The sequence below is a fragment of the Paenibacillus sp. BT-177 genome (genome assembly GCF_025846815.2).
Lineage (GTDB): Bacteria > Bacillota > Bacilli > Paenibacillales > Paenibacillaceae > Paenibacillus > Paenibacillus polymyxa_C.
Genome location: NZ_JAOYTP010000009.1, coordinates 69,055 through 88,780, shown reverse-complemented (window position 1 = coordinate 88,780; position 19,726 = coordinate 69,055). Strand labels below are relative to the sequence as shown.

Annotated in this window: 18 protein-coding genes; 15 read left to right on the top strand and 3 right to left on the bottom strand. The window is 45.5% G+C overall.

What is annotated here, in order from left to right:
* Positions 1–215: 215 nt before the first annotated feature.
* From OIU26_RS21275 to OIU26_RS21260, 4 genes are all read left to right on the top strand, one after another.
* Complete coding sequence (locus OIU26_RS21275; RefSeq protein ID WP_013369374.1) at positions 216–638, top strand: hypothetical protein; 423 nt, start codon at positions 216–218, stop codon at positions 636–638.
* A gap of 197 nt (positions 639–835) precedes the next feature.
* Positions 836–1,021 carry a hypothetical protein gene (locus tag OIU26_RS21270; RefSeq protein WP_058710680.1) on the top strand — a complete coding sequence of 62 codons (186 nt, stop codon included), beginning with the start codon at positions 836–838 and terminating at the stop codon, positions 1,019–1,021.
* A 16-nt stretch (positions 1,022–1,037) separates the two neighbouring features.
* Positions 1,038–1,337: a spore coat protein gene (locus OIU26_RS21265; protein ID WP_025676058.1), complete on the top strand. Its 300-nt coding sequence runs from the start codon at positions 1,038–1,040 to the stop codon at positions 1,335–1,337.
* A 157-nt stretch (positions 1,338–1,494) separates the two neighbouring features.
* The gene (locus tag OIU26_RS21260; RefSeq protein ID WP_264217932.1) at positions 1,495–2,835 is read left to right on the top strand and encodes an amino acid permease; all 1,341 of its coding nucleotides are present in this window, start codon (positions 1,495–1,497) and stop codon (positions 2,833–2,835) included.
* Between the two features lie 20 nt (positions 2,836–2,855).
* On the opposite strand, the gene OIU26_RS21255 is transcribed toward OIU26_RS21260, so the two are convergent.
* A complete protein-coding gene (locus OIU26_RS21255) occupies positions 2,856–3,488 on the bottom strand; it encodes a LysE family transporter (RefSeq protein WP_025676060.1) in 633 nt (210 codons plus the stop codon).
* A gap of 288 nt (positions 3,489–3,776) precedes the next feature.
* Between OIU26_RS21255 and OIU26_RS21250 the strand changes: the two genes are divergently transcribed.
* The 6 genes from OIU26_RS21250 (at position 3,777) to OIU26_RS21225 (ending at position 11,385) form a co-directional block, all read left to right on the top strand.
* Positions 3,777–4,745, top strand: coding sequence for an SIS domain-containing protein (locus OIU26_RS21250; RefSeq protein WP_013369380.1), 969 nt, complete (start codon positions 3,777–3,779; stop codon positions 4,743–4,745).
* Positions 4,746–4,773: 28 nt separating this feature from the next.
* Positions 4,774–5,586, top strand: a complete 813-nt coding sequence (locus OIU26_RS21245; protein ID WP_013369381.1) for a fructoselysine 6-kinase — start codon at positions 4,774–4,776, stop codon at positions 5,584–5,586.
* 95 nt (positions 5,587–5,681) lie between these two features.
* Positions 5,682–6,395 carry a GntR family transcriptional regulator gene (locus tag OIU26_RS21240; RefSeq protein WP_040102148.1) on the top strand — a complete coding sequence of 238 codons (714 nt, stop codon included), beginning with the start codon at positions 5,682–5,684 and terminating at the stop codon, positions 6,393–6,395.
* Between the two features lie 134 nt (positions 6,396–6,529).
* A complete protein-coding gene (locus tag OIU26_RS21235; protein ID WP_264217931.1) occupies positions 6,530–8,113 on the top strand; it encodes an amidohydrolase family protein in 1,584 nt (527 codons plus the stop codon).
* Between the two features lie 2 nt (positions 8,114–8,115).
* Complete coding sequence (locus OIU26_RS21230) at positions 8,116–9,546, top strand: YfcC family protein (protein WP_264217930.1); 1,431 nt, start codon at positions 8,116–8,118, stop codon at positions 9,544–9,546.
* 168 nt (positions 9,547–9,714) lie between these two features.
* Positions 9,715–11,385: a ribonuclease J gene (locus tag OIU26_RS21225; protein ID WP_264217929.1), complete on the top strand. Its 1,671-nt coding sequence runs from the start codon at positions 9,715–9,717 to the stop codon at positions 11,383–11,385.
* 218 nt (positions 11,386–11,603) lie between these two features.
* Here the strand turns inward: OIU26_RS21225 and OIU26_RS21220 are convergent, their stop codons facing one another.
* Positions 11,604–12,866: an NAD(P)/FAD-dependent oxidoreductase gene (locus OIU26_RS21220; RefSeq protein WP_013369386.1), complete on the bottom strand. Its 1,263-nt coding sequence runs from the start codon at positions 12,864–12,866 to the stop codon at positions 11,604–11,606.
* A gap of 292 nt (positions 12,867–13,158) precedes the next feature.
* On the opposite strand from OIU26_RS21220, the gene OIU26_RS21215 reads away from it, so the two are divergent.
* The 3 genes from OIU26_RS21215 (at position 13,159) to nadE (ending at position 16,385) form a co-directional block, all read left to right on the top strand.
* Complete coding sequence (locus OIU26_RS21215; RefSeq protein WP_264217928.1) at positions 13,159–14,898, top strand: ATP-binding protein; 1,740 nt, start codon at positions 13,159–13,161, stop codon at positions 14,896–14,898.
* 142 nt (positions 14,899–15,040) lie between these two features.
* Positions 15,041–15,475: a BrxA/BrxB family bacilliredoxin gene (locus OIU26_RS21210; protein ID WP_013369388.1), complete on the top strand. Its 435-nt coding sequence runs from the start codon at positions 15,041–15,043 to the stop codon at positions 15,473–15,475.
* 100 nt (positions 15,476–15,575) lie between these two features.
* The gene (nadE, locus tag OIU26_RS21205) at positions 15,576–16,385 is read left to right on the top strand and encodes an ammonia-dependent NAD(+) synthetase (RefSeq protein ID WP_264217927.1); all 810 of its coding nucleotides are present in this window, start codon (positions 15,576–15,578) and stop codon (positions 16,383–16,385) included.
* Between the two features lie 91 nt (positions 16,386–16,476).
* On the opposite strand, the gene OIU26_RS21200 is transcribed toward nadE, so the two are convergent.
* Positions 16,477–17,304, bottom strand: coding sequence for a serine aminopeptidase domain-containing protein (locus OIU26_RS21200; RefSeq protein WP_264217926.1), 828 nt, complete (start codon positions 17,302–17,304; stop codon positions 16,477–16,479).
* 183 nt (positions 17,305–17,487) lie between these two features.
* Between OIU26_RS21200 and acpS the strand changes: the two genes are divergently transcribed.
* Both acpS and mutY read left to right on the top strand, forming a co-directional pair.
* On the top strand, positions 17,488–17,892 hold the full coding sequence (acpS, locus tag OIU26_RS21195) for a holo-ACP synthase (RefSeq protein WP_264217925.1): 405 nt from the start codon (positions 17,488–17,490) through the stop codon (positions 17,890–17,892).
* Between the two features lie 4 nt (positions 17,893–17,896).
* Complete coding sequence (gene mutY, locus OIU26_RS21190) at positions 17,897–19,129, top strand: A/G-specific adenine glycosylase (RefSeq protein ID WP_264217980.1); 1,233 nt, start codon at positions 17,897–17,899, stop codon at positions 19,127–19,129.
* Positions 19,130–19,726: the final 597 nt, after the last annotated feature.

The window sequence follows — 19,726 nt, the reverse complement described above, 5'->3', positions numbered from 1 at the left end:
CCTTACTACTAGCATAAAGGGATTTACGTAGGGAAAACATGCGATTTGTCACAGTAGCTGCTTTTTTAATTATTTAATTTCAAAGCTTTAAGGTAAATTTTTGAAAAATAAAGGTTTCGAATGTAAAAATACCGTTCCGATTGGTTATATTAACAAATAACATACCTAATGAACCCAAATAACAAAATAAGATAAATTCAGAGGAGATGAAGCACATGGATACGGGTTCTTTCCGTTTTCAATTTCGTGATCCGCAGCAAGCCGCCCAAGCCTGTGAAACATTAAAGGAGATTGGATACTCTGCCAGCACGAACGGTGATACAGGCCTCAGTGTTCACGTTGAGAACCAGGATGTGCTGTCTGCATTAGAGATTTGCCAAGCTTATGAAGGAAGTATAATTGAGACAGGAGTTCTCACTTATCGCCCAGGTAAACAAAGTAATATTGGTATGCAAAATCCAGGTTATAGCCCGGAGGATTGGATTATTCCAGCGCACATCATCAATGAAGACTGGAGCGAGGCGTATAAAAACGGCTCTTCCCAAACGTTTACGAACACAACACAGGAACACAATGTCAGCTCTGACCAACAACCGGAGGACGATGTGGACGGTTTTTCAGGAAGCGTTCACACCTGACAATTGTGTCCGCACTGGTTGCACAGTTTGGAATAAAAAGGTTCCCTCAAAGCCATGACTAATGGCTTGAAGGAACCTTTTTTCATCATGAGAAACAGCTGAAAAGGATCTTGTGAAAACTTGGGTTCTTCGATCATGCATAATGGCAGTAATCATAGGAAACAACAAGAAGAAAGTTCAGAAAGGAGGTTTTGATCTTGCAAAAACTCGGAGTTCACGAAAAGTTGGAATTGCATGAGCTACTTACGTTTAAAACAACTTGTATTACAAAAACTCAAACCATGCTTCCTTTAGTCTCAGATTCAAATTTAAAAAATATTTTACAGCAGGACATCAGCAGCGGTACACAAGATATTCAACAGCTTAGAAATCTGCTTGTATAATCTAAGGAGGAATAACGTGAATTCTTTTATTGGGAATATGACCGGTACGACCCCCATGACCGATCAGGTGATTGCTTCAGATCTGTTAATCGCAGCTAAAAGTGGGATCAAAAACTACGCCGCGGCCTTAACAGAGTCCACCAGCTCAGAAGTTCGAAATGTCCTTTGTGACCAATTGAGTAAAGCTGTTAACCTTCATGAGCAAATTTTTAATTATATGAAGAATAATGGTTACTACAACGCCTATGATCCGGATCAGCAAATTCAAATGGATATTCAAAATGCAGACAAGGCACTTTCTTTGCCCAAAATGTAAAACGTTTAATTAAAAAGAAGCATCAGCAAACCTTTAATCGAGTTTGCTGGTGCTTCTTTATTACAAATTGAATTGACTTTCACATGAAATATGGAGAAGAAGGCAATCATAAAAAAACAAGAAATAGGTCTCAAATTCAGAATAGGGTGATTTTCGTATGGGCAAGTCTTCAGCGGGCAAACAAAAAGAGCAAAAACTAAAATGGTGGCAGCTGAGCTTGTTAGGAGTTGCAGGCACCATCGGTACAGGGTATTTCCTCGGGTCTAGTTTAGCAATTTCCATTGGTGGTCCAGCCGTGCTGATTGCTTACTTCTTGGCAGCAGTTGGAACGTATGTGGTGTTTGACGCCCTTTCGCGCATGACAGCAGATCATCCAGAACAGGGCTCTTTCCGTTCCTATGCTCAAAAAGCATTTGGCAATTGGGCAGGCTTCGGCAGTGGCTGGGTGTATTGGTTCTCGGAATTGCTTATTAATGGGAGTCAACTAACCGCGCTGTCTATATTTTCACGCTTTTGGTTTCCTCAGGTACCGATGTGGATTTTTGCGGCAGGCTTCGGGCTCTTAGGACTTGTGATTGTTTTTTTTGGCAATAAGGGTTTTGATCGTGTAGAAAATGTACTCGCGATCATTAAGATAGCGGCTCTTGTGATGTTTTTGGTCCTAGCGGTAGCGCTTTTGGCAGGCTGGATCGGAGGAGGTAAATATAATCCGAAGTTCCCTCTCAGCTACAAAGACTTTTTTCCAACCGGTGGCATAGGGTTATGGTCATCTTTTATTTTTGCCTTTTATGCATACGGAGGTATTGAAGTGCTCGGAATTATGTCTAACCGACTTCAAAACCCGGACGAAGCACCCAAAGCAGGAAAGGTCATGTTGATGACGCTGGTTGCAGTGTATGTGCTTTCGATTGGGCTGGCTGTGTCTATGGTACCATTAAGTGCCTTTAATCCGAAGGAAAGTCCTTTTGTACTTGCGCTCAGTAGCGATCATCTGGCCTTTGTGCCTCATTTGTTTAATGGAGTCCTGATTATTGCAGGGTTCTCCACGATGACAGCATCGCTATATGCAGAGACTTCGATGATGATTACCCTTGCTCAGGAAGGAGATGCGCCCACACTGTTCTCACGAAAGTGGAAGGGCAAATATCCTCTTTATGCACTCAGTTTGATCTCTGTTGGATTAATCTCAGCAATCGTATTATCGTTGCTGCTACCGGGAAAAGTGTATGAATATATCACAACAGCTGCGGGCTTAATGCTGTTATATAACTGGTGCTTTATTTTGCTGTCTTCAGGTAAGTTGCTGGAATCAAGCACATCGAGCAATATCAAACGCTGGATTGGGTTATTGCTGATAGCTATGGCTGTAGTCGGGGCCTTTTTTCATAAGCTTAGCCGCCCTGGGGTTTACATCAGTTTACTGCTGGTCTTGTTAATTGCAATATGTGACCTCATTGTACAATGGGTGCGTCGAAAGCACAGCAAGGAATCTCGTTAACTTTATCAAGAAGACAAGCGTTAGCGTAAAAAAAGTAATTGAAATGCCTGTACACCAAAATAAAAGCCAAAGCCTACAAGAGATAGACCTGACATCCAAGAGATGGTTTTAAGCAATCCAGGTTTGAGAAATCTACGGAAAACACTTGAAGCGGCTGCCATCGTCACATCCCACGCCAACACGCCCAGTACAATCGCTCCGCTGTAAATCAATAGCTGTTGTACTGGATATGTATTAGCAACATTGGCCAGTATGGAACCGTAAATACCAAGCCAGAAAAGGATGGAGAGAGGATTAAACAACGACATCAGGAAGCCCGCAACAAAGGAGTTAGTCAGGGTATTGCCATTTCCCCTTAATTCGGATTCTGAAATCACACCAGCATTTTTGATGCTTTCAAGTCCTGTATACACAAGCACGAAAAAACCAAATAGCCATAAAAAAGCTTTGACAAATGGGGAATTAAGAAGGTGGATCATTCCCAAATAGACAAGCATCATATAGATAATGTCTGCTGTGATTGCACCTAGCCCAATAAACCAGGCGTGCCAAAATCCATTTTTAATACCTCGATCTAACTGTGCGGCGTTGATGGGTCCAATGGGAGCTGAAAGTGACAGACCCAGAAAAACATACCCGATAAATGTATTAATGGTGTTTTCCTCCTTGATTATTTATTGGACGTTATGTATTTGTCTCATTTAGTTTATTCGGACAAACCCATGTGTAAGACCATATTTTTTGCGCGTATATTATGGGCATAGCTCTCTTATCGCTAACCCAATCAATGAATATAAATTAAATCCCAAAAGGAGCTCTAAACCTCATACAAAAGGGTTAGAGCTTTTTTTAATGAAGGGCTTGACACTTTTAATGAAAGCGCTTATATTTATCTCGTAAACAATACGTTATATAACGTTATATAGAAGGAGAGATAAAAAATGAATGTACAACAGACGATTCAGACGATTAATGAACAAGCGAATGGGAAGATTTCTGAGGTTTATTTAGTAGCCTGCGGGGGCTCACTAGTTGATATGTATCCTTCAAAATATTTTCTGGATAGTGAAGCAAAGAAACTGGTAGCAGGGATGTATACAGCGAATGAGTTTGTACATGCGTTGCCAAAACGATTGGGGGCACACTCAGTGGTCATCGTTTGTTCCCACGGTGGAAATACTCCAGAATCGGTCGCAGCTGCTAAATCTGCCAAAGAGAAAGGTGCTTATACCATTGGCTTAACCCACAATAGTGAAGCGAGCCTGCTTAACTATTCGGATTATTCCTTCCTTTACGAGTGGGGGGATGAGAGCGATGTTAAAAACAACCCGATGGCCATTATTCTAGAACTTACGGTTGAACTGCTTCAAATCACTGAGGGCTATGCGCATTACCCAGCTTTCCAGAATGGATTGGGAGCAATCAATGGGATTATTAACCGGGCCAAAGTCCAAGTTGAACCGCGCGCTCAAGTATTCGCTGACAGATATCGCAATGAGGAACTCTTTTATATCCTGACCAGCGGAGCATCTTATGGACATGCTTATGGCTTTGCCATCTGCTCGCTGATGGAAATGCAATGGCTTCATGCAGCTTCTATCCATTCCGGTGAATTCTTTCATGGCCCATTTGAAGTAACGGATAAGGAAACTCCATTTATTCTGATGATCAACGAAGGACGTACACGGGCGCTGGATGAGCGGGCACAGACTTTCCTGAATCAGTATGCCGAGAAAGTGGAAGTGATTGATGCAAAGGAGCTTGGCATCGGAACGATTGCAGACGAAGTGGTAGAGTTTTTTAACCCGGTTTTATTTTACAGCATTGTATGTGTGTATCGTGAAGCACTAGCAAATGTACGCAACCACCCATTGGAAACTCGCCGTTATATGGGCAAAGTAGCTTACTAAGCGCACCTACCAACAGGAGGAAACCATCATGAAGGTTCTAGGCATTGGCGATAATGTGGTAGATAAATATGTTCATCTGCGCATGATGTACCCTGGCGGCAATGCGCTTAATTTCAGTGTGTTTGCCAAAAAAGCGGGAGTGGATGCAGCCTTTATAGGCGTGTTTGGGGACGATCACGAAGCACGGCATGTAGAACATACCCTCCGTGAGCTTGACATCGATATTTCACGGTGCAGATATCACAGCGGTGAGAACGGCTGTGCACGTGTAACCCTGGAAGACGGAGACAGAGTATTTCTGGGTAGTAATGAGGGGGGAGTGACACGTCTCCATCCATTGGAACTGAGCGAAGATGACAAGGATTATCTTGGCGGATTCGACCTGATTCATACTGGCTTGTACAGCCATACAGGCCACTTGCTGCCCGAGTTGGAGACACTGGGAATTCCTATTTCCTTTGATTTTTCAGATGATTTTACAGATACACAGGTAGAACAATATATCATGCATGCCGATTTTGCATTCTTCTCTTGCAGCCATATGACGGATGAAGAGACACAGAATTTTATCCGTTCCAATCGAAAAAAGGAGGGGCAAATTCTTGTCGCCACACGTGGCGGTGACCGATCTATCGCCTATGATGGTACGAAGTTCTATTTTCAAATGCCCGATTCCGTTGACGCTGTGGATACCATGGGAGCAGGCGATTCTTATATAACTGCTTTTTTACTGAGCTTTTTGGAAAAAGGCAACATTCAGGCTGCTATGGCAGAAGGCTCAAGGCTTGCCGCCCAGAGCTGCCTGGTAGAAGGTTCCTTCGGATACGGCGTTCATTATTGACGATCCTTTTCGAATATCTTCACTTGTAAGAATATGTAACCTTTGATACTCTAAGTGAGAGTGATATAACGTTATATGACAAGTGAGGGTACATTATGTTAAATTCAGACCAAGCGGAGCCATTATATATTCAATTACAAAAAGCGGTCAAAACCGCAATTCATAATGGAACATTTACGCAAGGAAGTCGTATACCGACCGAAACAGAATTAAGCGAAATGTATAATGTAAGTCGAATTACTGTAAGGAAAGCAATTGCCGAATTAGTTCATGAAGGATATCTGACCAAACGTCAGGGAAAAGGCACCTTTGTCAATATCCCCAAAATTGGACGGAAGATTGAACATGTCATCAGCTTTACGGCTGCTTGCAAATCCAACGGGCTTTCTTCACACAGTGTGGTCACAAAACGTGAAATCGTAGAAGCAGATGAAGAAATTGCACATCAGTTGCAGCTATCGCCAGGAGAAAAAGTGTTATTTATCCAGCGTAAAAGATATGCGGATGATCGCCCCCTGATGCTGGAAAACAATTTTTATCCTTATGAACGCTTTGCATTTCTAATGCACGAGCAGTTGGAGGGGTCTGTATACGAACTGCTGCGGCAAAAATACAGCATCGACCCTAACCAGCCAGGAGAGACGATATTACAAATTGCCTTGGCGGATGAAAATCAGGCCAAATTGCTGGAGACGGCGATCGGGCAGGCGTTGTTTTACATGCATACCATTATCTATGACCAGCATGGAAGCCCGGTTCATGTAGGGAAGCAGTACATCATCGGAGACCGTTATCAATTCTCCATATAATCCGTTACCTGTTATGCAAGGTAGTTCAGTTACGTGTGGCTTCTGCTTCCATCCAATAGGGAGAAGCAGAAGCATTAACATAACGTTATATTACGTCATGTTGTTAGGTGAATCAATCATGAGGTGGTGAAACTATGCAAGGGATGAAAGATACATTAGCAGACAAAGTATTACTCTCCAATGCTATTTTTAATGGATTGGAAAATGAAGCTTCGCCCGGGTTTATTGCAGTGCGAGGAGAACGTATTGCAGCAGTGGGGCATCCGGAAGAGGCACAAGTCTGGATAGGATCGGAAACGGTTGTCTATGATCTGGGCGATGCCTTTATCATGCCGGGAATTCATGACAACCATGTATTTTTCACCGGATATATGTCAATGCATCGGGGCGTGGATCTGACGCATACAGCCTCAAGTGAAGGAGCAGTGCAACTACTGCTTCAAGAGGCAAACCACCTTCCATCAGGAAAAGATGTAACCGCTTACGGTTGGAGCGAGGAAAAATGGGGTGGACTGCCTGAGCCAAGCTTGTTGGATGGATTGTTTCCCGATCGGGTGGTCATCGCCATCAACCAAAATAAAAGTTACTGCTGGATGAATCGATTGGCTGAGGAGAGATATCAATTTTCGCCAGATCAATGCAGTGCCGAAGCACGCGCTTTACTGCTCCAAGCTATGATGCAGGACCGCAGCCTTGTCCAACAAGAGTTTATGGAATTTTGCCGCCTGCTGGCTGCACGAGGGGTTACTTCTATAAAAGATATTGGCTTTGACCGGCATAGCGAGCTGCTTCCAATTCTAGAGGAATTGAAAGAAACAGGTGAACTTCCACTCCGGTTTCATTTCTCGCTGGAACCGGTTGTCGAACCGTTTGATATAAGTATTGGTATCAAGTATAAGGCACTTTATCATGGAGACCTTATTCGTTTTCAAGGCTACAAGCTGATGCTTGACGGCGTCGTAGCCGATCATACAGGGGATATGTTGGAGCCTTACGCAGATATGCCTGGAGTCACGAATTTGAGGGCGGTTGATTACGAAAAAATTGAAGCCTCAGTTCTGGAAGCGGACAGCCAGGGGATCAAATGCTGCCTAACTGCAGAAGGCGATGCTGCGATTCGCCAAGCAGTATCCATGATTGAAAAATGCCGCGCGCAGCAAGGCAATCACCTTATCAGACATTCGATCAGTGATCTGGAGTATCCTCATCCAGATGACCTGACCAGAATGGGAGAAAACGAAATTTTTGCCGAGGTCTATGCTCAGATTTTGCTGCTGAATCCCTCTTACGAAGAGGCTTATATGTCTGCTGTGGCAGGCAAAGAGAATGAAAACCGTTTTTATAATTATAAGTCCATGCTGGAAGCTAACGTGCCGATCACTATAGGTACTGATTTGCCTTTATTTATCACCAGTGTCCCCGATTCGCTGTATGCGGCCTCTCACCGATTATTCCCGGATGGCTCGCCTGCTGGAGGCTGGTATCCTGACCAAGGAATGCCGGCATCCGAAGTTTTAAAGGCATGGACGATTAATGGAGCCAAACATTGTTATATGGAAGAGGTTACAGGTACGCTGGAGGCTGGAAAATATGCTGACATCGCCGTTTTTGATCGCGACCTCCTTAATGCATCCGCTGGTGACATCAGGGATGCCCAAGTGATATTGACCATTATGGGAGGGAAGGTTACGTATAACCATTCTTGGAATGAGGGATAAACATGAACATCACGAATAAGAAATGGAAATTATCCTTGCCCCATAGTTATACCTTAATATTCTTGATTATTATTACAGTCGCCGCGTTGACATGGGTTGTACCCAGCGGTCAATTTGAGCGTCATGAAGTGACAGTGAACGGTGTGACCAAAACGGCAATCGTTTCAGGAACCTATCACTCTGTACCCAAAACAGGGGAGAACGGCGATTTAAGACAGGGAATCCCTCAGATCCTTAGCGCTCCTATTAAGGGGATTATCAATGCCGCCGATGTCGTCTCTTTTGTTCTTATTGTAGGCGGCTCCTTCGGTATTATTCTGCAGACAGGCGCCATTGATCGTGCGCTGACAGCTCTTGCCAGGCGGTTGAAGAATAAAGGGATTTTGCTTATTCCCATTGCTATGGTTATCTTCAGTCTCGGAGGTTCTACCTTTGGGATGAGTGAAGAAATTATTCCACTTTATGCGATTTTCATTCCGTTGATGTTTGCCTTGGGTTTCGACTCTATGACAGCGATTCTTATTTTATTTCTGGGAACGCAAATTGGCTATGTTGGTTCGACTGTCAATCCATTTTCAGTGTTGATTGCCCAGGGAATCGCAGGAGTGGAGGGGAATCCTCAGCTCTGGCTGAGATTTATCGAATGGCTTGTATTTACGATGATTTCTATTGCTTTTACGATGTGGTATGCGCACCGGGTGAAGCGAAATCCGGAGAAATCCCTCGTGTTTCAAAGTGATATTATAAACCGCGAGCAATTTATTAAGGAAAGCACAGGCGAGGACGTCGTCTTCACATTCCGGCACAAATTAATTATAGGTGGATTTATTGTAACGCTTGGAGCGATTGTCTGGGGAATTTTGGTCAAAGGCTGGTATATGACTGAGATCGGCGCCCTTTTCTTTGCCCTTGGTATTTTTGTTGGGGTTGTCACCAAAATGAGTCAGAAGGAGATAGCTGAGAATTTTGTAAAAGGATGCGGAGAATTTATCTACGCCGCGGTGATCATAGGCCTCGCCCGCGGAATTCTGATTATCGCAGAACAGGGGATGATTATTGATACCGTATTGAATGCACTTGCAAGCGTCCTGGAAGGTTTGCCAAGTTATTTATTCACGACTATTATGTTGCTTGCGCATAATATCATTACTTTCCTCGTTCCCTCTTCTTCGGGGGAAGCTGCACTAACCATGCCTGTGCTTGCACCGCTTGGCGATCTTGTAGGCATTAATCGTGAAGCCGTAGTCACAGCGTACCAATTTGGTAACGGGTTAACTAATCTCATTTCACCGACAGGTGGAGTGCTGCTGGCAGGATTGGCCATTGCCCGGATCAGCTTTGGACAGTGGCTGAAGGTAATCTTCAAACTATTCCCGATCCTATGGCTGATTGCTGCTATTTTTGCTGCGATATCGGCTGCGGTGGGTATGTAATCAATCAAGTGAGGGCCCCTGTCTGTTAGAGACAAGGGTTTCTTTTTGTGTTTGTGAAACAAGTCCTCTTATTTAGGAAGGCTACTCATTTCTTTCCCAATATGGTGCATAAGTTTACGCGGAAAATAAATAATATGGATAGCATTTTCCTAAGGAGGAAATAAACTGATGCTTGCTGATAACAGATTACTCATTGCTGCTCTAGGCGGTGTTAATGAAATTGGAAAAAATATGTATTTCATCCAATACGATCAGGATATTGTCGTCATTGATTGTGGCTCCAAGTTTCCCAATGAAAATTTGCCTGGTATTGACCTCATTGTACCGGATGTCACCTATCTGCTGGAGAATCAGGATAAAGTTAGAGCGCTCATTGTAACCCATGGACATGAGGATCACATCGGGGGCATTCCTTATTTACTGAAGCAGATCAACATTCCGGTATTCGGGACAAAGCTCACCATCGAATTAATTAAGATTAAGCTAAAGGAACATAATCTTTTACGTGATGCCGAGCTTCATCTTATAGATGCGGATTCTACCATTGATGTGGGGAAGATTCAGACATCCTTTTTCACTACTGTCCACAGTATCCCAGATTGCTTGGGCGTCTTTTTTCAGACACCGGAAGGAAATGTGGTCCATACCGGGGATTTCAAATTTGATATGTCTCCTGTCAGCGGACCTTTTCCGGATCTTCATCGCATGGCTGAAATCGGAAAGAAAGGGGTTAAGGTGCTTCTCTCCGAAAGTACGAATGCGGAAAGACCAGGATTTACGCCTTCAGAACGCTTGGTTGGCGGGCACATTCTGGATGCATTCGCTCGAGCCAAGCAGCAGGTATTTATCTCCACGTTCGCTTCCAATGTGAACCGTGTCCAGCAGGTCATTGACGCTGCTGTGGAAACAGGCCGCAAACTGGTCTTACTCGGACGCAGCATGGTAAATGTGGTAACGGTGGCTAAAGAGTTGGGCTTCTTGCACATGCCCGAGGATTTGTTGATTGAGGCTGGAGAAACGGAGCGGTATCCTGCAGAAAAAATTGCAGTTTTATGTACAGGAAGTCAGGGTGAACCGATGGCTGCATTGTCCCGTTTAGCTAATTCCCTGCATCCCAAAATCGAAATATTGCCTGGGGATACCGTCATCATTGCTGCGGGAGCGATACCGGGAAATGAGCGAAATCTTTCTCAAGTCATCGATAACCTGTACGTACTGGGCGCTAACGTTATTTATGGATCAGGCAACGCCACGGGGATGCACGTATCCGGTCATGGCAGCCAAGAAGAGTTAAAATTAATGATGACCCTGATGAAACCCCAGTATTTAATTCCTATACATGGTGAATTCAGAATGCTGCATCAGCATCGTCAGCTAGCAGAATCAGTCGGTATTCCTATGGAAAACGTATTTATTGTCCAAAACGGTGAGACAATTCAAATCGCAGAGGGAAGGGCATCCCTGGGTCCCAAAGTACCATCCGGCAATAGCCTGGTAGACGGGCTGGTAACTGGTGATGTGGGCAATATTGTACTGCGGGACCGTAAAAAACTTGCCTCAGACGGAATGCTGATTATTGTGATGACTTTGAGCAAAAACGAGAAGCAAATGCTTGCAACGCCAGAAGTCATATCAAGAGGCTTTGTATTTGTTAAGGATTCCGAAGAGCTGATGAATCAGATTCGCGACACGATTATGGCCACAGTGAACGAGTTAACAGAAATCGAAATGAGTCAGTGGGGCTTGATTAAGCAGATGTTAAAGGATAATGTGGGTCAGTTTATTTACAGCCAAACCAAGAGAAGACCTATGATTTTACCTATCATTATTGAGGTTTAGGAATAGCGGTAAACGTTAAAACAAGATGGAGTTTGTTCAATACGCGATTACTCAAAAAAAAGACTTAAATCAGCAATACAACTGATTTAAGTCTTTTAAATTCCTATTTTTCTTAAAAATTGCGGTTGTAATGGCGGTTTGTAGCAAAGCGGAGGATTTGAATCTGGAGAAGGGCCAGCGATCGTAAGATCAAAGCCTACGCGTAGTGCCTCCCACTCCTACATCTCGTTTAAAGCCGCTTGCGTTCCTGCTGTATGCCCTGTCGTAAACGCCGCTGTAATATTATAACCTCCAGTGTAGCCGTGAATATCCAGAATCTCACCGCAAAAAAACAAGCCAGGCATCAGCTTGGACTCCATCGTTTTCGGATTAATTTCCTTCAAATTCACACCACCCCCGGTAACAAATGCTTCCTTCAGGGAGAGCGTCCCATTCACACGAATGGGAAACGCCTTGATTCGATGGGCGAGTTCTTGCCATTGCTGCTTGGGAATATGATCATAGGTCAAATCCTCACGCAGTTCAGCTTGCTGAAGCAACAACGGAATCATGCGTTCCGGTAAATAAGGTTTAAGCACGTTTTTGATCGCCTTTTTAGCATCGACCGATGCCAGTTCCAGCGTCTCACGGTAGACTTCATCAGCATGTTTGTGAGGCTGTAAATCGAGAGTTAACAATACTGTGTTTACCTTATCCTTTTTCATTCCCTTGACGACAAACTGACTGCAACGCAAAGCGGTTGGACCAGACAAACCAAAATGCGTGAAAATCATATCTCCTTCATGAACGACAACCTTCTTTTGTTTCGCATTCCATACGGTCAGGCTGATGTTTCGTAAGGAGAGCCCCTGAAGCTCTTTTGTCTGGATAAATGTCTCGCCTGACGTTAGCGGGACCTCTGTTGGATATAGTTCCGTAATGGTATGCCCAGCTTGCTCTGCCCATGCATAGCCGTCACCTTCCGAGCCTGTGTGCGGGACGGACTTGCCACCGACAGCGACAATGACGTTACGGCTACGCAGCATTTCACCGGAACGCAGCCGCACACCAGCTGTATGACCTTCTTTGTAAATCACCTCTTGAACAGGGCAGCTTGTCCGAATCTCGACTCCTTGAGAGCGTACCTTATTAATCAAAGCATCGACGACCGTTTTGGCTTTGTCCGTTACTGGAAACATACGCCCGTTGTCTTCTTCCTTTAAGGCTATACCTAGTTGTTCAAAGAAGGCGATGATATCCCGATTGCCGAAAGCAGCCAGGGCACTGTGCAGAAAACGACCATTCCCGGGAATGTGGCGAATAAGTTCATCCAGCTCTTTTGCATTGGTGACATTGCAGCGACCTCCGCCGGAGATCCCCAGCTTTCGTCCAAGTTTATTTCCCTTTTCCACTAAAAGCACCTTGGCGCCCTCGCCACTGGCAGCAGCCGCTGCCATTAAGCCGGCTGAGCCGCCTCCGATCACAATAACGTCGTAAGTCATAGACCTCTTCCTTTTCGTCGACAAATTTTCAAAAAAATTCAGAATAGCGTAACAGATTTTCCATCATATCGTAATACCGTCTCTTTAGATAGACTTTGAGCACAGTAGCTGCGTATATCTCTTATTTTACAGGAGTATAAAAACCGTAAAAACGATCCTCTAATATATATCCGGTATTTAGCAGAATTTGTCGTTCTACACCGGGATTTTAACACATATATTGTAATATATTGTAGCCTGTGCTTTAATTCAACTAACGGCGTCAAGGAAAGATGATGAGGGGGAGAAGTCCTTGTTAATTGCGTTGAAGGAAAGTGTGCTCCAAGTTCTCCTCGCCGTTATATCGGCGGGTTTTTTCTCTATATTAACGGATTATGGGGACAAGAAAAAGGTTTGGGCAGGCAATCTGCTTCCCGGACCTCATCAAGGAATACTTTATCTGTGTTGCTTGCCAGCTATATTGCTATGTTCGCTCTTTCAATACCAGCCTCCATATGGCCTACCTTCCAATCTCGGTATTATTCCCCTTGCTGTAGGCGTAATGTATGGTACACGTCGCACTTCCTTTGTTCTCGCTGCTTCTGCATTGACGGGTGTTCTAATTATAGCGCAGTCGATAGAAATGTCCCCAATGTATGTGGGCACTGCTTTTATCCTTTTTCCTTTTATGCTACTGCATGTCAAGTTTTTTCAAAGAGGAACATTGTTGGACAAAAAGCTCGTAATTTTCACATATGTTGTGGCTGATATGCTGCTTAAGGCATTATTACCGCTATTGTGGGGCAAACAGAACATTTCAGTATACATTCCTGATCTGCTTACAACGTTTTGGAATGTTGCTGTAGGTGTGTTGGCAAGTTTTACGGTCGTAAGTCTGATGCATAATTCCTTTGAGAAACTGACGTTGCGGCGAGATGTAACTGAGTTTACGAGCAAATATTTAATCGAAGTGGATAAGCTGCGTCAAGTCATGGATTTGATGCCGTTATCTCTTGTTACTTTGGACAGCGAAGAACGAGTTATACATATGAACAAAACGATGCTGGAGCTCTACCGGGACTTCGATCCCTATATTACGTTGCCTGAGGTCGTAGGCCGTCCTTTAAACTCGTTGTACGTTTTTAGCGCTTCGCCTGTAGTCAACGAACGAGTTGCGAAAGCATTGGAAGGAGAAGCAGGCGCTGATTTTATAAATGTATCTCCTAAAGTATTCTTCTCCAGTTTCCTTCCTATTCGAGATAAACATATCAATCAGACGACAGGTGTCATTATCGCCTTGCAGGACATCACAGAGCTGGAGACGCTGCGCAGTGAGTTGGGCAATTTCGAGAGGCTCAGTCTCGTCGGACAGATGGCAGCGGGCATTACTCATGAAATACGTAATCCGATGGCGGTTGTGCGCGGGTTTTTACAGCTTATGCGCGAGAAGAGCCCTGATTCTCTAAGTCATTATTACCGCATCGTGATGGAGGAGCTGGATCGGGCGAACGGGATTATTAATGATTTTCTTTCCCTGGCCCAGAATCGGATTGTCGAGAAGGAGCAGTGTCATCTGCATGATATTATTCGTGAACTAACACCTCTTTTGTGGGCAGATGCGAACCTGAGGGGACAGACGATTGAGTTAAAACTGGAGGATCATGTAACGATGCTGCATCTGAATCCTAAGGAAATCAAGCAGTTGCTGCTTAACTTATCGCGTAATGCGATGGAAGCTATGGGGGAAAAGGGTGTGCTGACCATTTCTACTCATGAAGAAGGGGATTTTGTCGAACTGGAAGTGAGGGATACAGGTCCGGGAATTCCGCCAAAACAGCTTGAAAAGCTGTTCCAGCCTTTTTACACAACCAAAACGAAAGGTACAGGTTTGGGGCTGGCCTTATGTCAAAGTATAGTGGAGCGTCATCACGGTACGATTGCCGTAGATTCGGTGGAGGGAATGGGCACACAGTTTAAAGTCCGTTTGCGCAGAACCATTCCGACTTATCGGGAGCATTCTGAGCCTCCTGTCATAAATTCGATACAGAAATAATTGTGCAAAGATGTAACCGGATTTTTTGCAAATTACGTGAAAAAGATTGTATAATGGGCTTTAGATGTCCATGTCTTTACTACGGCAAAGGATGAAATTAGAAACGTAGTATATATGATTTAGTGAAAAGGAGTGAAAGAATATGTCTATGTCTTTCGATCAATATATGAGAGATTCAGTTCAGCCTATGCGCGATGAACTGACGAATCTTGGGATTCAGGAACTGCGTACTTCTGAAGATGTGGAGGCTAAGCTGCCTGATGCTAAAGGTACAGTGCTGGTGGTTGTGAACTCGGTATGCGGTTGTGCCGCAGGCCAATGCCGCCCGGGTATAGCTGAAGCGCTGAAGCATGATATTACGCCGGATCATCTGTATACGGTTTTTGCAGGACAGGATAAGGAAGCAACGGCGAAGGCTCGCGAATTTTTCGCGCCGTATCCGCCATCTTCCCCTTCGATCGCGCTGCTGAAAGACGGCGAACTGGTTCACTTTATCGAGCGTCATCAGATCGAAGATCGTTCGGCAGATCAGATTGCTGCTGATTTGACCAGTGCATTTGACCGTTTTTGCCGGTAAACTGCTCAAGCTATGCCCCGCATTTTTCGCCTGCGAAATTTGCCGGGGCTTTTGCGTGTTGGCTTGTGAAGGAAATTCCTAAAAAAGAGGTGCTTATCTGATGAGTTTGCAGGAACAGATTATTGCTGAATTGGGAGTACAGCCTACGATCAACGTAGAGGCGGAGGTCCGCAAGCGTGTGGATTTCCTCAAGTCGTACGTAACAAAAACAGGAAGCAAAGGGCTGTTGATCGCCATCAGTGGCGGGATTGACAGTGCCGTAGCAGCCGCCTTGTGCAAGCAGGCTACAGATGAGTTGACGCAGGAGCAAGGGCAAGAATACAAAACACTGGGTGTATTCCAGCCATATGGTCAACAGGAAGATATCGAGCACAGCTACGCGGTGGCCAAAGCGTTCAACCTGAAATATGCCGGGGAAACGAACATTAAGGAAGCCGTGGACAAGGTTGCCGTGGAAGTGGAGCATGCATTAAAGAGTATGGATCTGGAACGTTCCATTACTCCGCAAGTGAGAGGAAATGTAAAGGCAAGAACACGTATGGTGGTTCAGTACGCACTTGCGAATGAACTGAACCTACTCGTCGTGGGTACAGATCACGCTTCAGAAGCCATTACAGGCTTTTATACCAAATGGGGCGATGGTGCGGTCGATATTACACCGCTCAGCACGCTCAACAAACGTCAGGTGCGTTTGCTAGCCAGTTATCTTGGAGTTCCGCAGGCTATCTTAGACAAAGCGCCTACAGCAGGATTGTGGGAAGGCCAGACGGATGAAAAGGAACTGGGGATCTCCTACGAAGCAAACAGCGACTACCTGGAAGGCAAGGAAATTGACCCGGCGGCCCGCGAAAAGCTGGAAAGCTATTTTACACGTACAGCACATAAGCGGACAAGCATTCCGGGAGTGTAAGCATTAATCATTTTGGAATTGTAAAATGCTAAGCTAAATAAATGCGGCGATCCGCCCGGCGGATCGCCGTTTGTATTGAGGGGGCTACTGCCTAATTAGTGATCCGGTCAATGAAGCGGCGGGTTTCGGTAATTGCCTGATCCAGTTGAAGACTGCCTCCCTGGAATGGATGAACGGTGTTAAAGGTATGATTGCCACCTTGAATTTGTACCCACTCGATGTCGGGACGAACGGAGGTGAGCTGGGCAGAGCCTTCCCGTAGACGTTTGGAGTCTTCGGTTCCCTGGATAAGCACAGCTGGCAGCTGGCTATTGGCAAGCCTGTCTACAATGGCAAAACGCTCGCGATTGTGCTCTAGGTCGTCCAGAATGACAGCATCCAGCGGAAGCTGTTGTCCGGTTCTGGCGTTCTGCACATAGCTGCGTCCCTTGGCGCGCATTTCTTCTTTTTGCGGTAAGGTAAACAGATCAAGATTGGTTACGCCGTTCCATGAAATGACGCCAGCAATCTCGCCGGGATGATCTAGTGCATATACAAAGCAGCTTCCCGCACCTCGGCTATGTCCTAACAGAAACAACGGCAATTCTCTGAATTCATGGCGTGCTCTCAGATCGGACAGCAATAGTTCCAAATCCTCTTGTTCGCGGCTATAAGTGTTGCGTGCGAACTTTTCCAGCTCAGTAAAATTTTCCAGATCCTCACCTATGCCATTATGTGAAAAATTGAAGGTTACTACGTGGTTATCCATACTCAATGCTTCTGCAATAAAGGGGAACATACCCCAATCCTTAAATCCTTTGTAGCCATGAGCGATGATGAGCAGGCTCTTGGCCGTATGTTTAGCGGGAAACCATGAGGCCCGGATCACCGCATCTGTTCCTGCATCAGTACCAGCTTCAACCACAATCGTTTCTGACATCCTATCCTTCCTTTCTACAGGGAGTTTTTAAACTGGCATATCCGCGAATTTAAAGCATTCACTGATTGCCTCTCTCATTTTAACATATTTTGGTGACGCTTTTACGCCTTTGCGACTCGCCAGGGTGTGGACGCACTGTTACAATAGATCCAGTAAAGTAAAAAAAGGGCGGGGAATACCCAAATGATCTACGGAATTGGACATGATGTGCTGGAAATAAGCCGTATGGCTCATATTTTGGCAGGTAAATATGCAGATGCATTTTTGAATCGGGTGTTGACCCCGGCAGAACGCGAGCTTGCAGTGGAACGCAAGGGAAGGCTAACGGAGTTTGTAGCAGGGCGTTTTGCTGCCAAGGAAGCGATAACGAAAGCCTTCGGTTGTGGAATTGGGCAAATCATCGGGTTCAGCGATATGGACATTTTACCTGAATCTGGGGGGAAGCCCGTAGTTTATTTGTCTTCGTCTGCGTGGGATCGACTGAGATTACCGAATACGGGTGACTCGAATTACAGCATTCACTTGAGTATTACACATCAGCCTAACATTGCCTCTGCTTTTGTGATTGTCGAATATAAGGAGACGTGATGTGATGACTACAAATACATTGGAACAAAAGCGTTACTTCAGCTTTGAACTGTTGAATTGGTATACACGTAACAAACGCGATTTGCCGTGGCGCCGCCATCGCAATCCTTTTTATATCTGGATTTCGGAAATTATGCTTCAGCAGACACGTGTCGATACGGTCATTCCGTATTTTAATCGCTTTATTGCACGTTTTCCGACGATTGAAGCGCTGGCGGAAGCGCCCGAGGAGGATGTGCTCAAGCTGTGGGAAGGGCTGGGGTATTATTCGCGGGCCCGGAATTTGCAAACGGCGGCGAAACAGGTTGTTGAGCTTCACGGTGGGCAGGTGCCAGATGATACGCAGGCTGTTGCTGCACTGAAAGGAGTAGGCCCGTATACGACGGGGGCGATTATGAGCATTGCCTTTAATCGGCCAGAGCCTGCTGTAGACGGGAATGTGATGCGTGTGCTGTCGCGTTATTTTCTCATTGAAGAGGATATCATGAAGGGCAGCACGCGGGCGCATATGGAAAGTCTGGTCAGGGAGCTGATTCCCGAAGGAAGAGCCTCCGATTTTAATCAGGCGCTGATGGAGCTGGGGGCGCTGGTCTGCACGCCAAAGTCGCCTCATTGTCTGACCTGTCCGGTCATGGAGCATTGCTCGGGCAGGCTGGCAGGCCGCGAGGAGACGCTGCCAGTCAAAACAAAAGCGAAGCCGCCGCGGCTGGAGCCTCGCTCCGTCGCCCTTATCGAGGGTAGCGGTGCCAACGCAGGCCGCCTGCTTGTGCGCCAGCGCCCGGCCAAGGGCCTGTTGGCCCGCATGTGGGAGCTGCCGCACGAGCTTGCCGGACCGGAGGGCTACAACGGTCCGGTGCCAGATGAGCCAGCCATGGATCACCTGGCAGCTCATTTGTTGGCAGAGGGCGTGCATGCGCGCCCGGTGAGGTTTGTACGTGAGGCAGAGCACACGTTCAGCCACATTCACTGGAACCTGCGTGTGTTCCAGTGTGAAGAGGTCGCCGTCCCTGACGGGGAGGCGGGCGAACAGCCGCTGGCTGCCGAGCAGCGGGCCAGCTACAGCGCCGCGGCGAAGCCAGGTGCGTTGATTGCGCTGGCTGAGCAGGTGGAGCACGCACATAATGCGCTGCCGGCGGGGTACCGCTGGATCAGCGAGGCAGATATGTCCACCTTGGCGTTTCCCAAGGTGTTCCTGGATCTGATCAACGAATATTATGCAAAGCAAAAAGAGAACTGATGTTAATAATATAACTGTCAGCAAAAAATAAAGTATTATACTGGGCCTAGAAATTGAAACAGCGGCAACCAAGGACGAGAAAACCAGCTAATGTTTGTCAAGGGGTTCCACCAACATTCTAACGAAAAAATACGCCAAGGAGATGGCATATTTTTCTATAAACTGAACGGTATGATCATCTAATAGGTCGAGTATCAAATTCCATTTATTTGACTCCCACTCAAAAAAGCAGTGACCCGCAAGTCGAAAGACTAGGCTGTCACTGCTTCTATTGTGCTATCGCTTGGCTTGGAGATTCGTTTATTTCTCTGCCCATTTCAAAACCAGTATATATAAGTAAACTAGTACAAATGCAATACCGTAAGAAATGAAAGTCCATAAATAATTCCAGCCAATGCTATAAGTAACCCAGCCCAGCCAAACAGCGCATAGTTCAGCAACTGTTGTCACAGTGGTAAAAATAATAATCGTGAGAAATGGACTATTCTGCCATTTTTTGATCAAGTACACCATGAGTGAAACTAGTACAGGATATACTCCTATGTTGAACGGCAAGGTTGAAAAGGATGCATCTTTTGTGATTGTGTTACTCGCCAA